Annotated in this window: 20 protein-coding genes and 1 pseudogene; 7 read left to right on the top strand and 14 right to left on the bottom strand. The window is 37.9% G+C overall.

The features are described 5' to 3' along the window. Positions 1 to 88 precede the first annotated feature (88 nt). A complete protein-coding gene (locus J2Z82_RS13805; RefSeq protein ID WP_209481364.1) occupies positions 89 to 394 on the bottom strand; it encodes a hypothetical protein in 306 nt (101 codons plus the stop codon). Positions 395 to 961: 567 nt separating this feature from the next. Between J2Z82_RS13805 and J2Z82_RS13800 the strand changes: the two genes are divergently transcribed. The 3 genes from J2Z82_RS13800 to J2Z82_RS13790 all read left to right on the top strand — a co-directional run bounded on the left by J2Z82_RS13800 (position 962) and on the right by J2Z82_RS13790 (position 3,074). Further along, positions 962 to 1,888: a prenyltransferase gene (locus tag J2Z82_RS13800; protein ID WP_209481363.1), complete on the top strand. Its 927-nt coding sequence runs from the start codon at positions 962 to 964 to the stop codon at positions 1,886 to 1,888. Between the two features lie 468 nt (positions 1,889 to 2,356). Next, on the top strand, positions 2,357 to 2,839 hold the full coding sequence (locus tag J2Z82_RS13795; RefSeq protein WP_209481362.1) for a DUF2975 domain-containing protein: 483 nt from the start codon (positions 2,357 to 2,359) through the stop codon (positions 2,837 to 2,839). A 10-nt stretch (positions 2,840 to 2,849) separates the two neighbouring features. After that, positions 2,850 to 3,074 carry a helix-turn-helix domain-containing protein gene (locus J2Z82_RS13790; protein WP_209481361.1) on the top strand — a complete coding sequence of 75 codons (225 nt, stop codon included), beginning with the start codon at positions 2,850 to 2,852 and terminating at the stop codon, positions 3,072 to 3,074. Between the two features lie 111 nt (positions 3,075 to 3,185). Here J2Z82_RS13790 and J2Z82_RS13785 read toward each other — a convergent pair whose 3' ends face one another. Then, on the bottom strand, positions 3,186 to 3,557 hold the full coding sequence (locus tag J2Z82_RS13785; protein WP_342453647.1) for a hypothetical protein: 372 nt from the start codon (positions 3,555 to 3,557) through the stop codon (positions 3,186 to 3,188). A 658-nt stretch (positions 3,558 to 4,215) separates the two neighbouring features. Between J2Z82_RS13785 and J2Z82_RS13780 the strand changes: the two genes are divergently transcribed. Beyond that, positions 4,216 to 4,686, top strand: coding sequence for a hypothetical protein (locus J2Z82_RS13780; protein ID WP_209481360.1), 471 nt, complete (start codon positions 4,216 to 4,218; stop codon positions 4,684 to 4,686). A 318-nt stretch (positions 4,687 to 5,004) separates the two neighbouring features. Here the strand turns inward: J2Z82_RS13780 and J2Z82_RS13775 are convergent, their stop codons facing one another. Both J2Z82_RS13775 and J2Z82_RS13770 read right to left on the bottom strand, forming a co-directional pair. Beyond that, positions 5,005 to 5,769, bottom strand: coding sequence for a TerC family protein (locus tag J2Z82_RS13775; RefSeq protein ID WP_209481359.1), 765 nt, complete (start codon positions 5,767 to 5,769; stop codon positions 5,005 to 5,007). 191 nt (positions 5,770 to 5,960) lie between these two features. Continuing rightward, a complete protein-coding gene (locus J2Z82_RS13770; protein WP_209481358.1) occupies positions 5,961 to 7,178 on the bottom strand; it encodes an alanyl-tRNA editing protein in 1,218 nt (405 codons plus the stop codon). 204 nt (positions 7,179 to 7,382) lie between these two features. Here J2Z82_RS13770 and J2Z82_RS13765 point away from each other — a divergent pair, with 204 nt between their 5' ends. Both J2Z82_RS13765 and J2Z82_RS13760 read left to right on the top strand, forming a co-directional pair. Beyond that, a complete protein-coding gene (locus tag J2Z82_RS13765; RefSeq protein WP_209481357.1) occupies positions 7,383 to 7,925 on the top strand; it encodes an NADPH-dependent FMN reductase in 543 nt (180 codons plus the stop codon). A 993-nt stretch (positions 7,926 to 8,918) separates the two neighbouring features. Next, positions 8,919 to 9,977 carry a YeiH family protein gene (locus tag J2Z82_RS13760; RefSeq protein ID WP_209481356.1) on the top strand — a complete coding sequence of 353 codons (1,059 nt, stop codon included), beginning with the start codon at positions 8,919 to 8,921 and terminating at the stop codon, positions 9,975 to 9,977. A 101-nt stretch (positions 9,978 to 10,078) separates the two neighbouring features. Here J2Z82_RS13760 and xsc read toward each other — a convergent pair whose 3' ends face one another. The 8 genes and pseudogenes from xsc to J2Z82_RS13720 form a co-directional block, all read right to left on the bottom strand. Further along, the gene (gene xsc / locus J2Z82_RS13755) at positions 10,079 to 11,854 is read right to left on the bottom strand and encodes a sulfoacetaldehyde acetyltransferase (protein ID WP_209481355.1); all 1,776 of its coding nucleotides are present in this window, start codon (positions 11,852 to 11,854) and stop codon (positions 10,079 to 10,081) included. Between the two features lie 40 nt (positions 11,855 to 11,894). Next, positions 11,895 to 12,839, bottom strand: coding sequence for a selenium metabolism-associated LysR family transcriptional regulator (locus J2Z82_RS13750; protein WP_209481354.1), 945 nt, complete (start codon positions 12,837 to 12,839; stop codon positions 11,895 to 11,897). A gap of 48 nt (positions 12,840 to 12,887) precedes the next feature. Beyond that, complete coding sequence (locus J2Z82_RS13745; protein WP_209481353.1) at positions 12,888 to 14,243, bottom strand: aminotransferase; 1,356 nt, start codon at positions 14,241 to 14,243, stop codon at positions 12,888 to 12,890. Between the two features lie 36 nt (positions 14,244 to 14,279). Next, positions 14,280 to 15,415 (bottom strand): annotated as a pseudogene (ald, locus tag J2Z82_RS13740) (alanine dehydrogenase). Positions 15,416 to 15,610: 195 nt separating this feature from the next. Further along, positions 15,611 to 16,330 (bottom strand): GntR family transcriptional regulator, encoded by a 720-nt coding sequence (locus J2Z82_RS13735; RefSeq protein WP_209481352.1) that lies wholly within the window; start codon positions 16,328 to 16,330, stop codon positions 15,611 to 15,613. A gap of 452 nt (positions 16,331 to 16,782) precedes the next feature. Further along, positions 16,783 to 17,292, bottom strand: a complete 510-nt coding sequence (locus J2Z82_RS13730; RefSeq protein WP_209481351.1) for a TRAP transporter small permease subunit — start codon at positions 17,290 to 17,292, stop codon at positions 16,783 to 16,785. Positions 17,293 to 17,316: 24 nt separating this feature from the next. After that, complete coding sequence (locus tag J2Z82_RS13725) at positions 17,317 to 18,402, bottom strand: TRAP transporter substrate-binding protein (RefSeq protein WP_209481350.1); 1,086 nt, start codon at positions 18,400 to 18,402, stop codon at positions 17,317 to 17,319. Between the two features lie 104 nt (positions 18,403 to 18,506). Continuing rightward, a complete protein-coding gene (locus tag J2Z82_RS13720) occupies positions 18,507 to 19,817 on the bottom strand; it encodes a TRAP transporter large permease (protein WP_209481349.1) in 1,311 nt (436 codons plus the stop codon). Between the two features lie 821 nt (positions 19,818 to 20,638). Between J2Z82_RS13720 and J2Z82_RS13715 the strand changes: the two genes are divergently transcribed. Next, positions 20,639 to 21,532 (top strand): fructose bisphosphate aldolase, encoded by an 894-nt coding sequence (locus J2Z82_RS13715; RefSeq protein ID WP_209481348.1) that lies wholly within the window; start codon positions 20,639 to 20,641, stop codon positions 21,530 to 21,532. 108 nt (positions 21,533 to 21,640) lie between these two features. On the opposite strand, the gene J2Z82_RS13710 is transcribed toward J2Z82_RS13715, so the two are convergent. Further along, a complete protein-coding gene (locus J2Z82_RS13710; protein ID WP_209481347.1) occupies positions 21,641 to 22,159 on the bottom strand; it encodes an SRPBCC family protein in 519 nt (172 codons plus the stop codon). 106 nt (positions 22,160 to 22,265) lie between these two features. Next, positions 22,266 to 22,589 carry an ArsR/SmtB family transcription factor gene (locus J2Z82_RS13705; protein WP_209481346.1) on the bottom strand — a complete coding sequence of 108 codons (324 nt, stop codon included), beginning with the start codon at positions 22,587 to 22,589 and terminating at the stop codon, positions 22,266 to 22,268. Positions 22,590 to 22,904: the final 315 nt, after the last annotated feature.

Below are 22,904 nucleotides of genomic sequence, written 5' to 3'. Positions count from 1 at the left end.
TGATTGGGTGTACAAAAATTTGTTAAGCAATAAAAATACTATACACTAAAACGGATTTGCGACACAGCTGGGACCTCTTTGAATCAAACTATGGATCTGCTTTGAAAAAATGCTGCATGTGCTTTGCTAAATGAGGATATTTTGGTAATAAACCAATTGAATGCTCAAATAAAGACAAATCACCTATCGTGATTATGTTCCGAATTTTAAGAGACTGTAATTCCTGATTTAATCTACCAATTTGAAGGACACGATGTTCTTTATTCGACTTTTTAAATAGACTTACTAGTTCCTCTTTTTCCGCCTTTTGCAAACTCTTCAATACATCAAAGTAATAGTCTTTTTCCCAATCTGGAATTGTAGATTCATCTATAAATTTGTCCAACCTCTTCATTACATAACCTCCTAATCTAATTTGTATATAAAAAACAGAAGTATTTGGACTCACTTCTGTTTTTAACGTGTATGCAATATTTTGTTGTCAAAAAATAATCAATATATATAATGCACGAGTTGTATCAATATATAGCAATTTTCTTTCAAAATCATTTTAGTTCATATTATAATCGTCACAGTTATATATAATAACTGCGTCAAACTCCATCTATACATCCCTCAATTGAAATTCCCATCTTACTAACTAATTCCCAAATTGTTACTAATTCTTTAATAATTACCTACTTATATCTTTTCTAAATTTTAACATATTAAAGTAAATAGGATAAATAGTGAAAAAATTACGTTTTAGATGGATGGAACCTGAATATATTAAAATTCAATAACATTCCCTCCCCATGCCACTTTTCACCCCCAACAATCGATAGTAGTTATGAATAATGAAATTATTCATAACCGGACACCTACCTCCTTCCGAAAATACTAATTCATCGCTTTCAAATTTTAGTAGAAAGGGTATAGTGTAAAGTAGAAGTGATATACGAATAAAGGAGTTAAAAAAGATATGAATCAATCGATACTTGCCCCAATCAAAAATAGCTGGATTCTATTACGGTCAATAGCGGTAGTCTCTTCAAGTGTTACGACAATAGTTTCTACTATTCTACCGATATTATTGTATTATACTGTCGCTCCTGATAAATTGCTTTTGGTATTCCTGTTATTACTATTCGGTGCCTTCCTAATTCACGGAGTATTGACGCATGTGTTGAATGACTTCGCTGACTATAATTCAGGAACAGATCAGAATAGCCCGGCAATTTTGTCAGGTGGTAGTCGTGTCATTCAGACTGGTGTTATTTCTGCTTCTTCACTTTGGCTGCTGGGGAAATGGCTTATATTTTCACTAAGTTTGATTGTCGTAGGATTAATCATATTTGGTTTCTTTAAGATCGCTCTATTACTAGCTATTGGTCTATGGGGAGCCATTTCATACTCGCTCCGTCCATTTCAATTCAGTTATCGTCCCTTTATTGGGGAATGGCTGTCTATGTTTCCGTCTGTTTTTGTACTCGGGCTTGCCGGTGCCTGGCTGACACTGGATTCAATCCCGACATGGGCGCTGCAAAACGCACTCATTAATGCCTTATTTTGTTTAGCCTGGGTAATGGTTCATCATATACCAGATCGAGACGCTGATAGAAACGCATCCCCTATCAAAAAAACAAGTGTCGTCTGGGCTTTTGAAAAGTTTGGATCTGCATTCAGTCGTCTGCCTGCCTTGTTATATTTCACGATGGCCGGATTATGCGCGGTCTGGCTGGGAGCTGATCGTATCTTGGCAATGATTGGAGCGTTAGCTGTGATAGCGACTGCCATTTTCTTAGTCCTCAAAATGCAAATAGATAATCATTACCAAGTCTCTGCATATGAGAAAATCATCCTTATACTTGCGATGATTAACGGGGTTTGGCTTGGTATTTTTACTTGAATCTATGTTAGACGATTGCCCTGCTAGATTGAGCTAGAGTATTAGATTTATGTTCTAACCAATATTAATAGCCAGCAGATGTTCCACTACATTCAGGATGGTGCTCACTGATTTGGCGGATCCTCATTCCGTTATTTCTTAAAAAACACCTGTTTTGATTGTGTTATGTAATCCTCATTCCGCTATTCACCCATATCAGCAACATTTTTAGCTGTTTTTGGGTAAATAACGGAACCAGGAACCGTTCAACCTTACATGAAGGCTTTTTTTCCTATTTAACGGAACCACGATCCACTTCACTAGTTTGCAAGATCCACATCCCGCTAACTTGCCACCCTCATCCCTGCTTTTTTTAACCAAGAATAATTTTAAACAACAATAATATAATACTATTCAACATTTTATTATTGTAAAACGATAAATAATGTGTTAAAGTCAATTTAATAATAAATTAGTGAGGTGCTTTTGATGAAACGTGGATCAACACTCTTTTTAAAAATTGCTGTTATTCTTATTGGAATTCCGATTCTTGCTTTGTGTATATTTGGGTTGCCTATCTTAGCTAAAGAAGCAGCAGAAAGTAATTCGGAGTTCGCCTATGTACTATATGGCATTTTAATAATTATGTACGCATCGACAATACCTTTTTACGTTGCACTATATCAGGCTTTTAAACTTTTAAGTTATATTGACAAAAACAAAGCGTTCTCGGAAATATCTGTAAAAGTCTTAAAAAATATTAAAAAATGTGCAATCACGATCAGTGGCTTATATGTGGTTGGGATGCCATTATTCTATATCTTTGCGGAGTTAGACGATGCCCCAGGTGTCATTTTGGTTGGAATGCTCTTTATTCTTGCTCCAATGGTTATCGCAGTCTTTGCTGCTGTTCTCCAGAGACTCCTGCAAGAAGCGATTTATATAAAATCAGAAAATGAATTAACGGTCTGAGGTGAATAAAATGGCGATTATAATCAATATTGATGTAATGTTGGCTAAGAGGAAAATGAGCGTAACTGAACTTTCGGAGCGAGTTGGAATTACGATGGCTAATCTTTCTATTTTAAAAAACGGAAAGGCAAAAGCGATTCGATTATCAACTCTGGAGAGTATTTGTAAGGCTTTAGATTGTCAGCCTGGAGATATTTTAGAATACCAAAGTGATAATAGTAAGGAACAGATTTAGAGTTGGTGTTATTAATACTGTTCGCTAGTACCTGAAATCTACCGAAGCAGTGGTCAACTCCATAATAAAAGGCAGCATTTAAACTGCCTTAAATCACCTTTAAAGTAGCTATTAATAGAATCCTCCACCGTATCCGTACCCAGGGTAAGGAGGGTAATAATATGGGTAACGGAATAAACTTCTGAAAAAGCGAAACGGGAATCGCTGTCTGCGGAATCGACGAAATCTTCTTCGAGGCCGTCCGTAATCATAATCATAACCATAATCAAATTGTCTGTTCATTTGTTCTTCATCAACTTCTTCTGGAACTAACATGGTCACACCTTCCTCATCCATGCTATCGATAATTCCATCAACCTGTGATCCATCGCTTAGCTGTCCTATGACATGGTAGCTCATATACTGTTTACATAGCCCTTTAATTTGGTTAGGTTGGTAATCTTCCTGATATTCATTAGGATTCATCTGCGTATTGTTGTACACTAAACACCTCTCCTTTCTTTACTATCAGTATGATATTCTCCCAGCTTGGGTTATGTGACCATATAATTTAGATAGACTACCTTCAAATCACTAGGGGGAGTTATAACAAAAAAAGTTCAGTATTCATTAACGGGTTCACTACAATGGTGCAAAAACACATCATAAAGCACTAACAAGGTCCGTTACCTATCGCAAAACTTAAAATTACACTATTATTTGTACCTAGATTTGCATATTTAAAAAATCTCAGTCCAACTGAACTCAGATTTTTCTTCTAATTATTTTCAATTTCTTCCTCAGCTAACGCATCCTCTCGTTTACACCATCGTTATTACAACCAAATATAAGTAATAATACAAATAATTTATTTATATGTTTCGTATTTCTGCCTCTTATAATATATTTGACGAACAAAAAAAGTTGAACAAGGGTGCAATTACTTATTCGAGGATAGTACCAGTTCGCAGAAGAATTCAACGAAGGCTTAACTAAAAATTTAGTTATAAAAGTTGAGTAATTTTGGTGCATTCAATATGGGATAACTTTTTTAATAACAAACTGCCTAGTAATTCTTAATAAGGAACGATATCATACTTTATAAAGGAATGAATATATTAACTAAAAAGAGGTGTTTTTTTTGAAAAAAAGAGGATTTCTAATGATGACCTTAGCTATTGTCTTTGTAGTAACATTTGTATTAACTAATGTGGCTGGTGCAAAATCCTATGGTCCTGTTGTATCAAAGCAACTTTCTGAGGTTCGGCAGGCAACAGCTAAATACCATGACATTGAAGCTGCCTTTGAAGATGGGTACGGACCTAAGGATGAAACTAAATACCATTTAGTTCCTAACATGGGTATTCACCTAACAAATAACGAATTACTAGGAACCAGCACCAATGACCCGTTAGCTCCCGAAGTTCTAGTTTACGAGCCTAAAAAGAATGGCGGTTACAAATTAGTAGCTGTTGAGTACATGTCTCTAGGTGAGGAACGTCCATCATTATTTGGTCAAGAGTTCGATGACGGACCATTTCCTGGCTCCTTTGCTTTGCATGCTTGGGTTTGGCAAGCAAACCCAGATGGGATGTTTTCTCCTTTAAATCCAAATGTAGCAAATGTTGAATAATAATCCGGAATATCCACGGTTAGAAAACTTGGCATTCGTTAAAGGGATTCTTATGAAAGCGTATTTTGCTTTCTTAGAACCCCTTATACTCTGGAGTGCAAGCCTTAATATAGATAAGCCTTAGTTGCACTTATGCAGTAAGAAATCTTACTGCTAAAAAAAGAACAAACCACTTAATTTTCAATAAAATTAGTGGTTTGCTCTTTTTTAATTCATGTACCCCAGTATAGGGTATCTGTTCTTAACGTTCAGCCAAATTTTCTTTAGCCAGAAAACAAGTACTCTTTGTCCTTATTTTTCACCTGTCTTTCCCCACCATCATCTTTTAGATGTTCTTTTTCCCGGTGCAAACCACCCCAATAGAGCGATAGCAACCAGGACTCCATAGAACGTTAAGGTCCAGGCTGTACTGTGAGGAAAATCATGAGCTAAAACGCCAATCTCATCATGCGCAAGGGTCAGAATAGCAAGCTTGACACCAACCCATGCTACAATCACATAAGCAGTTGTTTCCAGAGCCGGACGCTTTTCGAGCAACTGAACAAACCAGGTTGCCGCGTACTTAATTAATATAAGGCCAGCAATTCCTCCAAGTACGATCACAGCAAATTTACCGCCATCCATTCCGCCGAAATCGTCAATTGGGGAATCCGGAAGTCCAAGCGCAAGCGCAACAGCTGCAAGAATTGAATCAATCGCAAATGCAAGATCCGCTAGTGCAATCTTACCAACAGTCGGCCAGAATCCCTTTCCTTTGGATTCTTCTTTATTATCCTCTTCAACTTTTTCATTCTTTTTACCGAATCGTACCTTGATCACATGCTTCAGACCTAGGTAGAGAAGATAGGCTGCACCAATGGCTTGTACCTGCCAAACATTCGCGATAAAAGAAATTGCAAATAAAGCACCAAAACGGAAGAAAAAAGCCATAATAATACCATAGTTGATTGCCTTTTTTTTCTGATCAACTGGTAAATGCTTGGCAATAACTGCCATTACAAGCGCATTATCAGCCGATAACAAACCTTCTAGACCAATTAGAATTAATAATGTCCATCCATATTCAAGTAAGATTGATTCCAAGTGTGTTCCTCCTATGTAATCCTCATTCATTCATATCGAAAAACCTAACAATTAAGTAATGATCGGGCCTTCCGTTACCATATACAGCTAAAGTTCCATTATTGATTGTAAATCATTATTAAAAAAAAGAAAACCTACCCTGCTTCTTTACAGGTGGTAAAACATTCACCTTTCAAAAATTAAAATGGCTTTTATTCGCTTTTAAATGCTGCTGCTTGGTTCATTAACTCCACCATCAATTCCTCTGCCGAAACTATTCTATCTCCCCCGCCTTGCGCAATTGAATCATTTCCCCCACCTTTTCCATCAATAACGGGCAGGACACTTTTCACTAAATCATTCATATTAATCACCACATCATTACTTCTCGAACACACAAGTTGGAGCTTTTCCCCTTTTTGATTGATAAGGAATACCAGTAAACGATCTGATTTTATGGTAATCCGTTTAGCCAATTGCTGAAGTTCCGGCATTGGACGATCATGAAAAATTGCTTTTGCTATCTTCCAGTTGATTTGAGGCTCTGCCTGTTCAATGAAGGAATCTGCTTCATATTCAATGAGTTCCATGTTCAACTCATTGACCTTTTTTTCAAGACCTTGATTCAAACGCAAATTCTGAACAGCCGCTTCATTCAAGTCCTGCTGTGGGGTGTTCAACGTATTCGTTAAACACTGAATAACTTTATGTTTTTCATCGAGCTGTTTTAGGACTCTTAATCCACAAACAAAGTAAACACGTATCTTTTTCTTCTTTTGCTTTTCCCAATGTAAAATTTTTAAAGAACTTACCTGTCCAGTTGAGTCTGGATGTGTTCCGCCACAGCCGTTATAATCAAAGTCTGGAATGATAACGAGGCGGATATTATCTACAACGGATACTTCTTTTCGGAGCGAAAAATTTGATAGTTCTTCCTCTGACACCCATCTTGTTTCAACAGGGCGATTTTCCATGATAATGTTATTTGCTGTTTTTTCTACATGAACTATTTCCTCATCTGAAAGACTCCCTGCATCAAGATCAATCGAACAAATTTCTGCACCTAAATGGAAGCTAACTGTTCTGTAGTTAAATACCTCTTCAAATGCTGCTGACAAAATATGCTGTCCTGTATGCTGCTGCATATGATCAAAACGCCGGTTCCAGTCTATTTCTCCAGTATACTCATTATGTACTTCAGCAGGCTCCTCTATATAATGTCGGACTTCCCCATCGATTTCCTCCACATCATAGACATTCACATCATTCAGTGTTCCCGTATCATAAGGCTGGCCACCACCAGTTGGGTAAAAGGCTGTTTGATCTAAAATAACATAGAAACGCCCTTTCTCGTCTCTATCCGAATTCTGCAGTCTGGCTATAAAGCTACGCATATACTGATTCTGATAATATAATCTTTCTGTCACCATAATTTTACTCCTTTGTTTAATATACAGACTTTATTTTATCATAAACAGGATTTCTTCCGCTTAATACAATCAAATTTGTTGCATTAAAATTTAGAATAAGATAACCTTCACTATTAAATGCAGCAAATTAAAATACTCGTACATAAACGATGATGAAACACCTTATTCAATGCAAATACTAAATAATATTGTGAGGGAATAGTGATGAAACTTGTTGGAGTATCGGGAGCACTGGCTGGTGAGAAGACATCTCTAGCTGTAAACGACGTTTTGGTCGCTGCTCAACTTATTGACTCAACCATTCAGACAGAGTTAATTGATTTAAGGGAGTATGACGTTGAGTTTGCTGTTGGTGCCCCGTTAGCAGATTATAACCAAGATACTTGGGATGTTGTTAGTAAAATAGCTTCTGCCGATTTTCTGGTATTTGGCACGCCAATTTATCAGGCATCCATTTCGGGAGCATTGAAAAATCTGTTAGACCACTTTCCTGAAAATGCCTTCAAGTATAAAGTAACAGGTATTGTAGCAACAGGATGGTCCAGCAATCATTTTCTTGTGCCAGAATATCAATTAAAGCCAGTACTTTCCTATTTTAAGGGATTAGTTCCAACGGGGAATGTCTTTATCCATAACGATGCCTTTAACCTGGAAAGTGATGAAATTATCGATCGTAATGTTACAGACAGAATTAAAAATCTTGCCGATGAAATGATTTATCTGCAGCGGGGAATTAACAATAGATAATGATTCTTACGCAGGGAACTTCCAAAAACCTTTCGTAAATAGAAAAGGCTGGGACAAAAGTATTTAGTCAAAGTAAAATCCGAACTATATTCAAAATTCTTGAAATGGAATTCGAATTAGTTCGGATTTTTGCAGTTAAGAATGTATAACTACTTTCTTACTGCATAAGTGCAACTATGGCATTCACCAAAAGCCTTGGTGAATGCCTAGTTTTCTAATATTCCAGATTAAATATAAACTGCGAACCAACTAAGGAAGTCCTATTGAAAGCATTTTGTGAGGCTTCCTAACGACGCAGTTGGAATATACTCGCGCACCTAGGGCTCACCACGAGCCTCCGACGCATAGGACGTGCTAGTGCAGACGTTGCCACAGGACGTGGCGTACTTAGTCTGCCTCGCTCGCAAAGAACGCTCCCTGTGGGGTCTCTTAGGATCGCTGTCCCACAGGAGTCTCGCATATTCCAACTGCTAGTTAAGTAGTATAAAATCTTGTTTTTTTTGTTCTAGTGAGCAATACCCAGCGGAGGAAATACACGTAGACTCCTGTGGGAGCTGAGGCCTAGATGAGACTACGTAGCGACGTAGGAGCAAGGAGGCTCATCAGCCGCCCACGGAAAGCGAAGTGTATTTCCGTAGCGGTTTTACTGCACCCAACTAGTTCGCAGTTTATATCAATTACGTAATAAATTCACCCATTGATAATGAACGTTCTAACCAACCTATCCTGTTTATTATTCGTCTTTAAAGTAGAGATTTTTAGTTATGTCCCAGCCACTATTTTTATTGAAAATAACCATTAACCTCCCACTTCCTCTTCCCTATTCACTTGATTCTTACCATAAGCTTAAATCCAGATTAAAAATCGTGAAACCAATCTTATTGACACTATGATTTAATCATTACGTTTTTTTATAAAAACTATAATAATAATTAATTTTACTTATTATTGCCATTCCCGTAATCTAGATTTGGAAGGGAGGGCATTGTTTTTATGTCTATAGAAAATCAAAAGATACAAGCTGATCCACAAGAGACCGAACCTCAAGAAGATCCATCTTCAAAACAGAGGTTGAAATGGATTGCTGGAGTAGCGTTCACATTTTTCATTGCATTATTAGGATTCTTACTTGCTCTTATACCTGGATTCGCATATGTGGGTCAATTAGCTTGTGCAATTATTATCGCTATTATTTATCGGCAAATTTTCGGTTATCCAGAAGCGTTACGAGCAGGCGTAACATTCTCCTCGAAAAAATTACTTAGATTAGCAATTATTTTATACGGACTTAGACTAAATATTAATGTCGTTCTTAGTGATGGTTTAGGGTTACTCCTGCGGGATGCATTTATTATTTTATTTGCAATCATTGCAATGATTTGGCTTGCAAAAGTCTTTAAAGCAAATTCAACGATCTCATTATTGTTGGGTGTCGGAACAGGAGTATGTGGAGCAGCCGCAATTGCTGCTGTTGCACCAATTATTAAGGCGAAAGATGAAGATACAGCAATTGGAGTCGGCATTATTGCTTTAATGGGTACTGTGTTTTCAATTGCCTACACAATAGTACGTCCCATACTACCTATATCAGCTGTAGATTATGGGACATGGTCAGGACTTAGCTTGCACGAACTTGCTCATGTTGCACTTGCAGCTGCTCCTGCAGGGCAAGATGCACTAGCTATTGCCTTACTTGCTAAATTGGGCCGTGTTTTCTTGCTCATCCCACTATGTTTTATTCTTATCTATATTATGAAGACGAAACGTAAAGGTTCAGAGCATGCAAGTACCAAAATAGCCTTCCCATGGTTCCTAATTGGTTTTATGGCATTAAGTATCCTAGGTACTTATGTGTTTGGACATTCTATCCCAGTATCTGACGAAGTATTCAATAGTGTTTATACGTTAACAACATGGTTATTAACAGCAGCTATGGTAGGACTTGGCCTTAGTGTCAGCTTAAAGGATTTACGTACTAAAGCCATGAAACCATTGATTGCTATGACAATCACATCAGCTGTTCTCTCTGTTATTGCCTTTTTGATTGTATAATGCTTGGTATTCACCGCCAAGCCCTTAGTAGCACTTCATAAACTGCTAAAAAACCTCCCTGTCATTCTAAAGTGACAGGGAGGTTTTTATTTTCGGTCAGATTACTTTTTCCATTCATCGTAATCCAAATGCTTATATTTATCCAAGAAACGTTTTGGCATTTTTAATGCGTCTTTTCTAAATGGTGGTGCAAGCTGTGTACCATCTACAAAAATATTGAGGACCGCTGGCTTTCGTTTCGCCAATACTTCTTTTACTACTGATCCTATATCCTCTGGCTTGTCAATTGTATAACCTAGCGCACCCATTGATATTGCTACTTCAGCGAAATCAGGTGCATCTATATCAGATCCTACGTAACGGTCGTCGTAATAGTCTACTTGGTTCTTCTTCTCAGCCGCCCATGATTTGTTGTTAAATACACAGGCAATGACAGGAATACCTTGTTCTACTGCAGTACTAACTTCGTGTAAGCTCATTCCCCATGCACCATCACCGATGATTGCTACAACTGGGGAATCCGGCTCGGCCAATTGTGCTCCAAGTGCTGCTGGATATGCAAACCCTGTATTACCAAATGTGAGTGCGGCGATATGACGTCTGGTTTGGTTAAATTTCAAATATGCATTAGCAGTTGATGATACATTACCAATATCGGATGAAATAATTGTGTTGTCAGGCAGTGCTTTAGTTAATTCCAATAGCGCACGCCTTGGATTGATCGGATTCCCATCTTCCATAGCTAAGTCAACTAATTCTTGCTCCCATTCATCCTTCAGTTTGCTAACTTCTTCCAAACGGACCTGATTTTTTTCTGGAGAAGAAGATTCTAATTTCAATTGCCTATAGATTTCATCACTCGTTGCCTTCGCATCCCCAATAATTCCAACAGCTACTGGATGTGTTCGCGCAATTTGACGCGGGTTAATATCGACTTGAATTATTTTCGCGTTTTTCGGGAAGTAGTCAATATCATAACAAGGTAACGTTCCAAATACAGATAATCTTGTTCCAATTGCCAGTACGACATCAGCCTTCTTTAATGTATGCATGGCAGCTTTTGATCCCATGTAACCAATTGGACCAACAGCGAGCGGGTGGTCAGCTGGGAATGCGTCATTGTGCATATATGATACAGCTACAGGCGCTGTTAAATGTTCTGCAATTTGCCTGACCGCATCAACTCCATCTGCATCTACAGCACCACGACCTGATATGATTACTGGGTATTCAGCATTTTTAAGAATCTCTACAGCGTTCTCAATTGATGCAGGGTCTCCAGCACCTCTTTTTTCAGTACGGTATTGGTGTGGTTCAAGAATTTGATCTTCTAACTCTCCGTAAAATAGGTCACGTGGAATATCGAACAATACGGGACCACGCTCTGCATAAGCAATCCGGAATGCGGTACGCAAACAATCTGCTACACGGCTTTTATGTGTTACCCGTACGGTTTCTTTCGTGATGTCTTCAAATATAGATACCTGATTTGCTTCCTGGAATCCATCCCATCCAATTGTAGGTGTTCCAGCAGAAGGAGAGATAACGACCATTGGTGTATGTGCTTGGTTTGCAGCTGCAACCGATGTTACCATATTGGTAATTCCCGGACCGTTCTGTCCAACAATAACCCCAGCGACCCCCGAGACGCGTGTATAGGCATCGGCCATGTGTCCAGCACTTTGTTCATGGCGCACTGGCAGGAACCGTATGCCTGCTGTTGGGAATAGATCCAACATATCCATAAATGCTGATCCAACGATACCATAAACTTCTTTGATATTTTCTGCTACAAGTGTTTCGACAATCGCCTCGCTTGGTGTCATTTTTACTTTTTGATTCGTTGCTTTTCTTACTTCTGTTTGTTGTTTTGTCATTGTAAAATTCCTCCTCAAAAATAATAGTTATTAGTTTTTATCATTTTCCATAATTACCAGTTGGCAGATGGACTAAATTACAGGCTTCTTTTTCCTGAATAATCCTTCGTAACTCTTCCAAAAATAGCTCAGTTGTCGATTTTAAAATATGATCTTTACGGGATGCGATGTAGAAATAACGATAAAGAGATATACCTTCGATAGGATATGTTTTCAGCAATTTTAACCTTTGTTCTTTCTTTATGGCACTTTTAGAAATAAATGAAACACCTAACCCAGATTCAACAGCTGCTTTAATCGACTCGGTACTGCCTAATTCCATAACCACATTTAAATCATCTACAGAAAGTCTGCCCTGTGTTAAATAATAATCAACAACCGCTCGTGTACCGGATCCTTTTTCCCTAACAATAAGCGGTAATTTTGTAAGTTTATCAAGCGAAATTTTTACTTCACTCGCCGGAAAATAGTCGGGCGCAGCTATCAGAATAAGTTCATCCTCCAAAATCGGCTCCAACGTAATTTGCGGATCCTCTATTGGTGTCTCAATTAACCCAACATCAATGATCTGATCTTTTAGTTTTGCTACGATTTCACTGGAATTCACAATCTTAACACTTAACTGGATAAGGGGGTATGAATTAATGAATTGCTTAAGAAACTCAGGAAGTATATATTCACCAATTGTTAGACTGCACCCCATACTAAGATTACCGTGAAACGTGTTTTCAATCTGTAAAATCTCTTTTTGAGCAGAGTCAGTTAGGCGAACAATTTCCCTGACATATTTTAATAGAATATGTGCGGACTGTGTCATTTCAACTTTTTTCGTTGTTCGCTCAAATAACTTCGTGTTCAGTTCCTCTTCCAGTGCCTTTACCTGCGATGTTATCGTTGGCTGTGTAACATATAATATCTTTGCTGCTTCAGAAAAGCTCTTTTTTTCAGCGACTGCAATAAATGTTTTTAATCTATCGTAATTCATCTAATAACCTTCCCATCCAACCCTTCATCAGTGTGAATCAGGTTTATTTTAGAGACTACGAATAACAGCGCTCACCGTTTCAACAATAAAATCCAAATCATCTTCTGTACTTGTTAATGGTGGAGCCACAATAATGACGTTATTTTGACCCGGTACTGTGTCACCATTTTTACCAATAATCAAGCCTTCCTGTTTGCACTTGCCTACAATTTCAGCCATTTTCAATTCGTCAAGCGGTACTTTTGATGCTTTATCAGTCACCATTTCCAAACCAAGCAAAAAACCAATTCGTCTAACTTCGCCAACGTTTTCATGTTCGATTAATTGATCGAGTTTACCTAATTTCTTTTCACCCAAATCATTTACACGTTCTACGATTTTTTCTCTTTCAATGATTTCAATATTTTTAAGGGCAACAGCACATGACGCTGGATGACCACCATAAGTAGAGACATGCCTGAAATGATTATTTTTTCCTTCTTCTTTAAACGCATCATAAATTTCCGATTTAACGGCAGTAGCTCCTAGTGGTAAATAACCGCTAGTTAATCCTTTTGCCATTGTAACAATATCAGGTTGAACACCTTCTGCATGCATGAAACCAAACATTTTACCCGTTCGGCCATAACCAGAAACGACTTCATCCATAATTAGCAATACATTGTGTTTTTTACAAATATCCTCAACCCGTTGAATATATTTAGTCGACGGGATAATGACGCCTCCACCCGAAATAAACGGTTCCATGATGAAAGCCCCTACCGTTTCCTCGCCTTCCCAATTAATCATTTCCTCAAGCATTTGTGCTGCTTTTAAATCAGATTCTTCTGCACCCCCGCCAAATATAGATCGATAGCTATATGGCGGATACACATGTAAAAATCCTGGTACAGGTGGATCATACTTAACACGGCGATTGGCCTGTGCGGTTGCACTTAATGCTCCTAGCGTCGTGCCATGGTATCCACGATAGCGGGATATGATTTTATATTTTCCGGGATTTCCTGTTTGATTGTGGTATTGACGTACAATTTTAAAAGCCGCTTCATTCGCCTCTGAACCACTATTGGAAAAGAAAGTTTGATATTTTTCACCTAACAATTCACTAATTTTACCTGCTAACTCAACTGCAGGTTGATGATTCATTGTTAACGGAAAATAAGAAAGCTTTTTCATTTGTTCTGCAGCTGCATTAACTATTTCCTGCCGTCCATAACCAAGATTTAAGCACCACAAACCTGATACACCGTCAAGATATTTCATTCCATTATCATCTGTGAACCATGACCCCTCACCGGATACAGCTACAGTTTGTTCAGCATCCTTGTTATAGCGATGCATTGCATTCCATAAACGAGACGATGTTTTTTCGACCGAGTAATCCATTTTAACTTGTGCCTCCATACCTTTTCCCCCTTTCGTTTTTTCTTACAGACATGCTTAATAAGTTGAAACTGGGTTACTAGTAAAGACAGACGACAACGATTTATAGGACATATTGTGAGTATTGGCTATTGCTTTGTACGTTACAAACCCATCATGTGTATTGACACCTTTGGCAAATGCCTTGCTAGCTTCAACAGCTGTTTGTAACCCATTTTTGCAAGTAACATGCCGTACTGAATTGTATTATTCGTTAATGATAGTGTTGCTGTTCTTGACACAGCACCAGGCATATTTGCGACTGCATAATGCAATACATCATGTTTCAGATAAACCGGGTCATCATGTGTAGTAGTTTTATCAATTGTTTCAATTGATCCGCCTTGATCAACGGCAACGTCAATAATGACCGATCCTTTTGACATTTTCTTTACCATATCCTCAGAAACTAATTGTGGAGCTTTAGCGCCTGGAATTAATACTGCTCCAATTAAGAGATCTGCATGTTTTACAGCTTCTTGAATATTCAGCGGGTTTGACATCAGAGTTGTAACTGTTCCTCCAAACAAATCATCCAATTCACGGAGACGGTTTGCATTAATATCAATAATTGTCACCTGTGCTCTTAAACCGATTGCCATTTTCGCTGCATTTGTTCCTACAGCACCACCACCAATAATGACAACATTTCCCGGTTTAACTCCTGGTACACCACTTAGAAGAATACCTTTTCCTCCCTTGGGATTTTCCAAAAACTGAGCTCCTATTTGTACAGACATTCTGCCCGCAATTTCACTCATTGGAGCTAAAAGAGGTAATGAATTAACATTATTCTGGATCGTTTCATATGCAATAGCGGTTACCTTTTTCTCAACTAGCTTTCGCGTCAATTCTGGTTCGGCAGCTAAATGAAGGTACGTAAATAGAATTAAGCCTTCTCTTAGATAGTCATATTCTTCAGGTTGCGGTTCTTTAACCTTCATCACCATTTCAGCAGCCCATGCTTCATCTGCAGAAGCTACAATCTCAGCACCTGCAGCTGTGTATTCTTTATCCAGGAAACCGCTTTCATTTCCAGCTTCTCTTTCCACCACTACACCATGTCCTGCCTGCACAAAAGCTGTAACGCCAGAGGGGGTTAGTGCGACCCGATTTTCATTGTTCTTTACTTCACGAGGAACCCCAATAATCATTAACCTCACTCCATTCTCTTCAATAATAACGAAAATAAACCATGATAGGTCACGACGTCCGTACCAGTTGTGATAAGTCTATTTATATTATATTAGAGAATGACACAAAAATTCAATGTTTTTTATAAATTCAGATATTTAAATAACTAATATGATTTATAATAAAATGTAATAAATGAAAATTGCAGTTTAAAACTAGCCAAACTTACGCGATAATTTTATTTTAAACATATACATATCACTGCGATAAAATGCCTCTTCCATTTCAATAATACTACCTGCCTGATTTTGAATAATCCGTTCAGCAATTAAAACATTCGTATCAGGTGGAACGTCTAAATAATTCAAATCCTCTTGCAGCATTTGCCCACTTGTAATTGTCTGATCCGCTTCAGCAAATTGTATACCTAATTCATGTTGAACTAAATCATAAAGTGTAGCATTATCCAAATCGAATTTAATTAACTCTTCTCCAATCTCAATTGGATAGTAGTGTCTTTCCACACCAATCGGAATATCATTTGCATAACGTACCCTTTTGATAAAATAAGCCTCTTTAAAACCAGTCAGTTCCTGAATATATGCTGGCGGAGTAGTTTTATAATGTGTGATAAGTTTAGCACCTGGTTTCATTCCTATATGACGGATGGTTTCCGTTGTACTACTTAAGTTTCCGAGCCAATCATTAAACGGCTTTAACGAAACAAACGTGCCTTTCCCATGCCTTTTTTCAAGGATTCCTTCACGTACTAATAGATTTATAGCTTCCCTTACAGTACTTCTGCTAACATCATATTTGTTCATATATTCTCGCTCACTTGGAATTTGATCCAAAAACTCTCCGTTAGTAATTTGCCTTTCTATCTTATTTTTTAACTGTAAATGAAGTGGTATATAACTTTTCTGGTCCAGCAATGATACAGCCCCGTTTCAATTATTAGAATTAATTACTAAATTATATGTAGTTTATAACGAAGTAGTAATTGAATCAACTTAAAATAGCCAAAAATATAAAAAAATTAGAAAACTTACATCCACTAAAGGGATTCTTATAAGGTGTGCATGACGGAGCTAGGGGGTTAACTGCCAATAAAAGACTTAAAGAAATAGTTGCGCACTCGGCAGCCATGCTGGTTTTTTAACTGCAAAAAATGAGAGCCTGTTCCTTAATTTAAACTTTAAGGAACAGGCTCTAGTGAGTAGAAAGGGGTCAAACCAATGTTATTTGAAAGCTTGGCTTATCGTCATAGGAATTCAAATTAGAATCCTTTTCATATTTGGAGTACAAGCTGTTATAGCGAAGCCTTAGCTGCAATTATGCAGCAGGAAAGTTTTATACTTTCTAAACTGCCAATCGAAATAATGAATTATTCCCTCTCTATACCAAGGACTGTTTGTACGTCAATGACAAGCTTTTTAACGGCGACAAGCAGGACACAAAAAACTCCAAATGGGATAATTGCCTTCAAATGGTAAAGCGGGATTGGAACCGCTGTAGGTGTCGTTTGTTTTAATTTAAAAGAAGCTTGTGCTGCCTCTATTCCCTTGGTAATCAGAACGTACAAATACAAGAATGTTAAAAGGAAGGTAAAAATATCAACAATTGCCTTCACTCTCGGTGGAAATTTGGCATAGAAGAGATCTAATTTAACAAATGCTTCCTTATTCAGGGCATATGCACCAGATACGCAAGCCAATAAAACCATAGCGTACTGAATTGTTACCGAAATCCACAGTGAAGGCGAGTTGAAAAAATACCTCATGATGACGTCAAATATGCCAAAGGACATAACATAAAAAATTATCAGCCAGCCAATTCTACCCATTATTTCGCTAATAGAATCGATTACAAGTTCGACCATGCTCCATGCTTTCATATTTTTAATTCGCCCCCTTTCTATTTATTCGATCTTGCCTTTGTCTTTGAGGTACTGTTTCCAAAGTTCAACTCCCTTTGCGTTACGTTCGCTTTCTTCAGCAATCTTAGGCCATATCTCATTTATTGCCTTTTCACGCATTCGGTCTACCTCTTCATCACTTAGAGTAATAACCTCTCCACCACTATCTTTTAAAACTTGTAAAGCTTCATCAACTTTTTCAGCATGCATCTCACTCGTCTTGAAATAGGTAGATTTGAATATTTCGTCAATTTGGTCTCTCTGCCAGTCATTCAATGATTCCCAAGAATCCTGATTCACATAAATCTCTTGATGCTGTGCTGGGGTCCATCCTGGTAAGATTGCATATTCAATCACCTCTTGAAACTTCATATCATCGATTCCACCTGTATCCCAGAACGTACCTTCAATTGTTCCTAAATCAATAGACATGTAAATTTCTCCTCCAGGCAAGGAAACTGGTACTCCACCCATAGTCTCCAAAAAGGTAGCTTGTGGTCCACCAGCTCTCATTTTACGTCCTTCGAAATCTTCTAATTTATTAATTGGAGAGTTCGTAAAGGCCGCATTAGGTCCCTGGTTCGTCCAACCTACCCAATGAAGACCAATCTCGTTTGCAGCTTCCTGAACAAGTTCACCTATACGGTAGTCTGGACTCCCCCACATAGCTTCCCAAGCTTCTTCCGTGTTGTCTGCACCCATGGACATTCCATAGGCCAAGGTTCCTTCAGGCATATTACCACCGTAAACGGTTGCCCATCCAGCATAAAGATCAGTCGTTCCCGCGATAGTAGCGCCAAAAGCTTCATCTCCACTGGTGATTGAACCTGCAGGAAGCAACTCAATTTCAATTGTCCCTTCTGTCGCTTCTTCTACAGCTTCAATCCAAGGTACAACACCATTATCCCAGCCAGCATCAGATGAATCAAAAGCAGGTTGAAAGACCCACTCTGTTACTTCATCAGGTGGTCCGTATTCTCCATCGGAACTTGAGTCAGAATCACCTGCTGCATCCTCTTGACAACCAACTAAAACAAAAATAGAAATACCGATTAACAGTACTAATGATAAAAATGAATATTTTCTCATATAATTTAGTCCTCCCCTTTATTGATTTTTGTATGAAGACTTAACTAGACTTTGGAATTCACACCTCCCTTTTAAAGAATCACACTGCATGTTTGCAGAAACCCTTAATCCATCACTGTATTAGGAAGCCACAGTGCAAGTTGAGGGAACAGAAGTAATAGAATTAAAGCAAGTAATTGAATAAGTATGAACGGCAAAACAGACTTATAAATATCTCCCATTGATACACCTTTAGGCAAGATACTCTTAATCCAGAACAGAACAAATCCAAATGGTGGTGATAGGTAAGCCATCTGGATATTGACAATAAATAGAATCCCGAACCATAAAAGGTTAATGCCCATAATGTTAAGGATTGGGACAAATAAAGGAGTAACAAGCATGATTATAGCCCAGTCATCCATCACCATTCCTAAGATCATAATGATAAGCATCATCATAATCAGAACACCCCATTCACCACCTGGCATAGAAGTAACCAATGAGGTTATGACATCTTGAGCACCTACAGCACTAAATACATTCACAAAAAGGTTTGCGCCAATTAATATCCAAAGCCCCATCCCAGTAAGTTTGACCGTGAATTCGAGAGAGTCTTTTAAAATTTTCCAAGTAAGCTTACGGTACGCAATATTAATGAGTAATGCTCCGCTTGCACCAAATGCTGCAGCTTCTGTAGGTGTCGCCACTCCTAGCCATATAACACCTAAAACAAGAAAGACTAGTACTATAAATGGCCAAATACTAAAGACAGTTTTGATCTTTTCACTAAGAGTAAACCTTTCATCCCGGGGTATAGGTGGCCCCATATATGGCTGAATTTTACATCTGATTACTATATAAATAGAATACATAATAGCAAGCATTATACCTGGTATAACACCACCTAAAAACAGAGCCCCAATGGATTCGTTTGCTAATAAGCCGTAGAATATTAAAGGGACGCTAGGTGGTATAAGAGCTCCTAACGCTCCACCCGCCCCAATGGATCCAATCGCAATTCCTCGATGGTAGTTATACTTCATCATAGAGGGATAAGCGATTTGCCCCATTGTAATCGTAGCAGGGGGAGTAATTCCTGTAATAGCAGCAAATAGGGTACTAACCTGGACAGTTCCCACAGCTAAACCACCTGGAAGATGTCCAATTAATTTATATGCTGCATCATAGGCAGCTTCTGCAATCCCCGAAAAACGTATAAGATTTCCCATAAATAAGAACAATGGTACCGTAACTAAAATATGCTGCCACGGTGTCGAAAAAAAAGCACTAGGTGCGGCCATTAAGGTATGCGGAGTTAACAAGTAAGCAAATAAAACAGCCGTGCCACCTAGACCGAGAGCAACAGGTAATCCTAAAAATAATACAAAAAAGAGACAAAGGAACATTAGTAAGGCTATAAGTTCAACACTCAATCTACCATCTCCTTTCTACATTTGTTGTGCTCTTTCAAGTGGAATGGAACCTTATACAATTGTCGGTTTTTATGTTGTTAGCGATTACAATTTCTAACAAATGCTTGAGCTCACTACAGATGACCTTTCCTTTAATATTTTCATTTTATATTAAATAATCAGATTATATAATATAAATGAAAATACAAAAGGATGTTATAGGTATACAATTCATGAAAATCCTCAAATATGTAATATTAGGCCAATCTAACTTACGTTCACATCTTCCACTGCTGTGCATTTATCACCCCCTCCATATATACGTAAAACTATTTTAAGAATTTGATTACTATGAGGGAATTACTATGTACCCAAAAGGTGTAAGGCAGGTATCCATTGCAGTTGTTGCAATTACTCTATTTTAATTAAAGCAAAAATATACGCAAAATTCAATATATTAAGGGATTCAACTTATTACTTTTTTCTATAGTCTTTATCACAAATTCTCATAATCAAATTCTCCAGGATTGGCAAAAACACTGTCTTACACCAATTACTATCGGCAAAATTCCTAATAATGTTAACATAAATTTTACATAGTATCTATAAAGAGGAGGATACTAGACTCACTAATAGTGTCTAGTATTTTGACTTATTTTTCAGTCAGGCTAATAATTACAACTAATCCTCCTGGCGATTGTAAAATTTTCGTTCTATAACATACTAATGTATAATTGACATTGTAGACAGCTAAGAAAGTATAATACTTTCTTCCTGAATAAGTGGATCTAAAGTTTTCTAAAGAAAAAAGCTTGTATTAGTAATCTAAAGGAGTGGATAAAATGAACAATAGTCAATTTGAGAAAATAAAAAATGGAAATGGATTTATAGCGGCCCTTGATCAAAGTGGTGGCAGTACGCCAAAGGCATTAGCAAATTATGGTGTCTTAGAAGATGCTTACTCAAAAGAGGAAGAAATGTTTAATTTAGTACATGAAATGCGCACACGGATTATCACATCACCTGCTTTTGATTCTACATATATCCTTGGTGCCATTTTATTCGAACAAACCATGGATAGTAAGATTGAAGGCATGTATACAGCGGATTATTTAGCTGATAAGAAAGAAATTGTACCATTTTTAAAAGTGGACAAAGGACTAGCAGAACAATCAAATGGTGTGCAGCTGATGAAGCCTAACCCGGGTTTAGATAAATTACTTGAACGTGCAAACGAACGCAATATTTTTGGTACAAAGATGCGTTCCGTTATCAAAGAAGCTAACCCAGAAGGCATTAAAGCTGTCGTGGACCAGCAATTTGAAGTTGGAAAACAAATTATAGAAGCTGGCTTAGTTCCAATTATCGAACCAGAAGTGGATATTAACAGCAGTGACAAAGAAAAATCTGAAGAAATATTAAAAGACGAATTGCTGAGCCATCTTAATGACTTATCTGAAACAGATAACGTGATGCTGAAATTATCGATTCCAACAAAAGCAAACACTTATCAAGAATTAATCAAACACCCACGCGTTGTTCGGGTTGTCGCTCTATCTGGCGGTTATCCTCGAGAAGAAGCTAACGAAAAGCTTGCGAAAAATGATGGCTTAATCGCCAGTTTCTCCAGAGCATTAAGTGATGATTTAAATGTTAACCAAACAGATGAAGAGTTTAATGCTGCCTTAAAAGAAGCGGTAGACTCCATCTATGATGCTTCAATTAATAAAAAATAATACAGTTAAAGTGCCTGGTACCTTGGACGATGCTGAATTGTCCAAGGTACCAGGCTTTTTTAGAATCTCCATAGTTTTGTTTTCAGCACCGCAACTGATAATTATTAATTACGCATACTGAACTTGTTTCAGATAGTCATCAAGACATCTGTATTGTGAGTCGATTCCTTCAACTACACCCATATCTACAACTTTTTGAAGGGCTTCAACTGACTCAAATTCGGACCGTGCAATGAGTTTGGTCTTTTCACCCTGATCAATAAAATTCATCGTTACACGAGTCTCTGGCATACCAACTGTGCTATTACCTTCCTCATCCGAGAATACATCGGTGTAGACGATTTTCTCCGGAGCATTAATTTCTTCATAAACCGATTTATTCCACGATTCCTGGCCATAAAAGTCTCCCTGATTTTTGTCTGTGCACCGCATGCAATAATGCCACACACCACCAGGCTTAAACTCAAATTTGCGACTTTCGGTTTTCCATCCTTCTGGTCCCCACCAGTTTTCCAAGTGATCAGACTCCGAAAATGCTTTAAATACTAAGTCCCTTGGTGCTTCAAACACTCGCTCCATAACAAGTGTCCGCCCTTCCGTTCTGTGCGATAGTTTGTTTTCTGACATTTAGTTTCCTCCTAAAATTATTTTTTTGAACAAAGCTAAACAAATCCCCTTCCCTTTAGTTTGAAATAATATTACAGTAATTCGACTGCAATATCATCCCTTACTCTTACTCTTCCTCTTCCTTTTCCTGCAGTTTCACCAAATAATCGTCCAATCGGTCGAATCTCTCCTCCCAGACGTGGCGGTAAGATTCCAGCCAGGCGTCTAACTTCATGAGTGGCTGAGGTCTGAGCTTATAGATTCTTCGATTAGCAATCGGTTCTACCTCAACGAGCCCAGCATCACTAAGTACACGGAGGTGTTTGGAAACTTGAGGCTGACGAAGCTGAAGTTGTTCGGCGACTTCTCCTACTGTGAGGGGACCATCGCGCAATAATTCAATGATGTTTAAACGATTAGATTCAGCAAGAGCACTCATAATTTTTTCCATACATTGAATATACTCTATACGGAATATTCTTGTCAAGGAATATTCATAAAAAATAAGTGCCTGTCTCAGATGAAGGGTTCAAAAGATAGAATGTGAATTGGAAAGTAATGAAGTGAATCGTGGTTCCGCTAAATGGATAAAAAAGCTTTCCTAGAAGGTTGAAACGGTTCCTGGTTCCGTTATTTACCCAATAACGATGAAAATGTGGCTGAAAAGAGGAAATAGCTACTATGAACAAAACTGGCTCCTTAATCGTAAAGTCGTGGGTTAATTTGGTAGACTGTTTACTAAGAAAGAAAAACCCAAATCAGAGCC

Source organism: Virgibacillus litoralis (assembly GCF_017873675.1).
In the GTDB taxonomy this organism is placed as follows: domain Bacteria; phylum Bacillota; class Bacilli; order Bacillales; family Amphibacillaceae; genus Lentibacillus; species Lentibacillus litoralis.
Note: the sequence above shows the minus strand (reverse complement) of the source record. Positions and strands in the feature narration are given on the sequence as shown.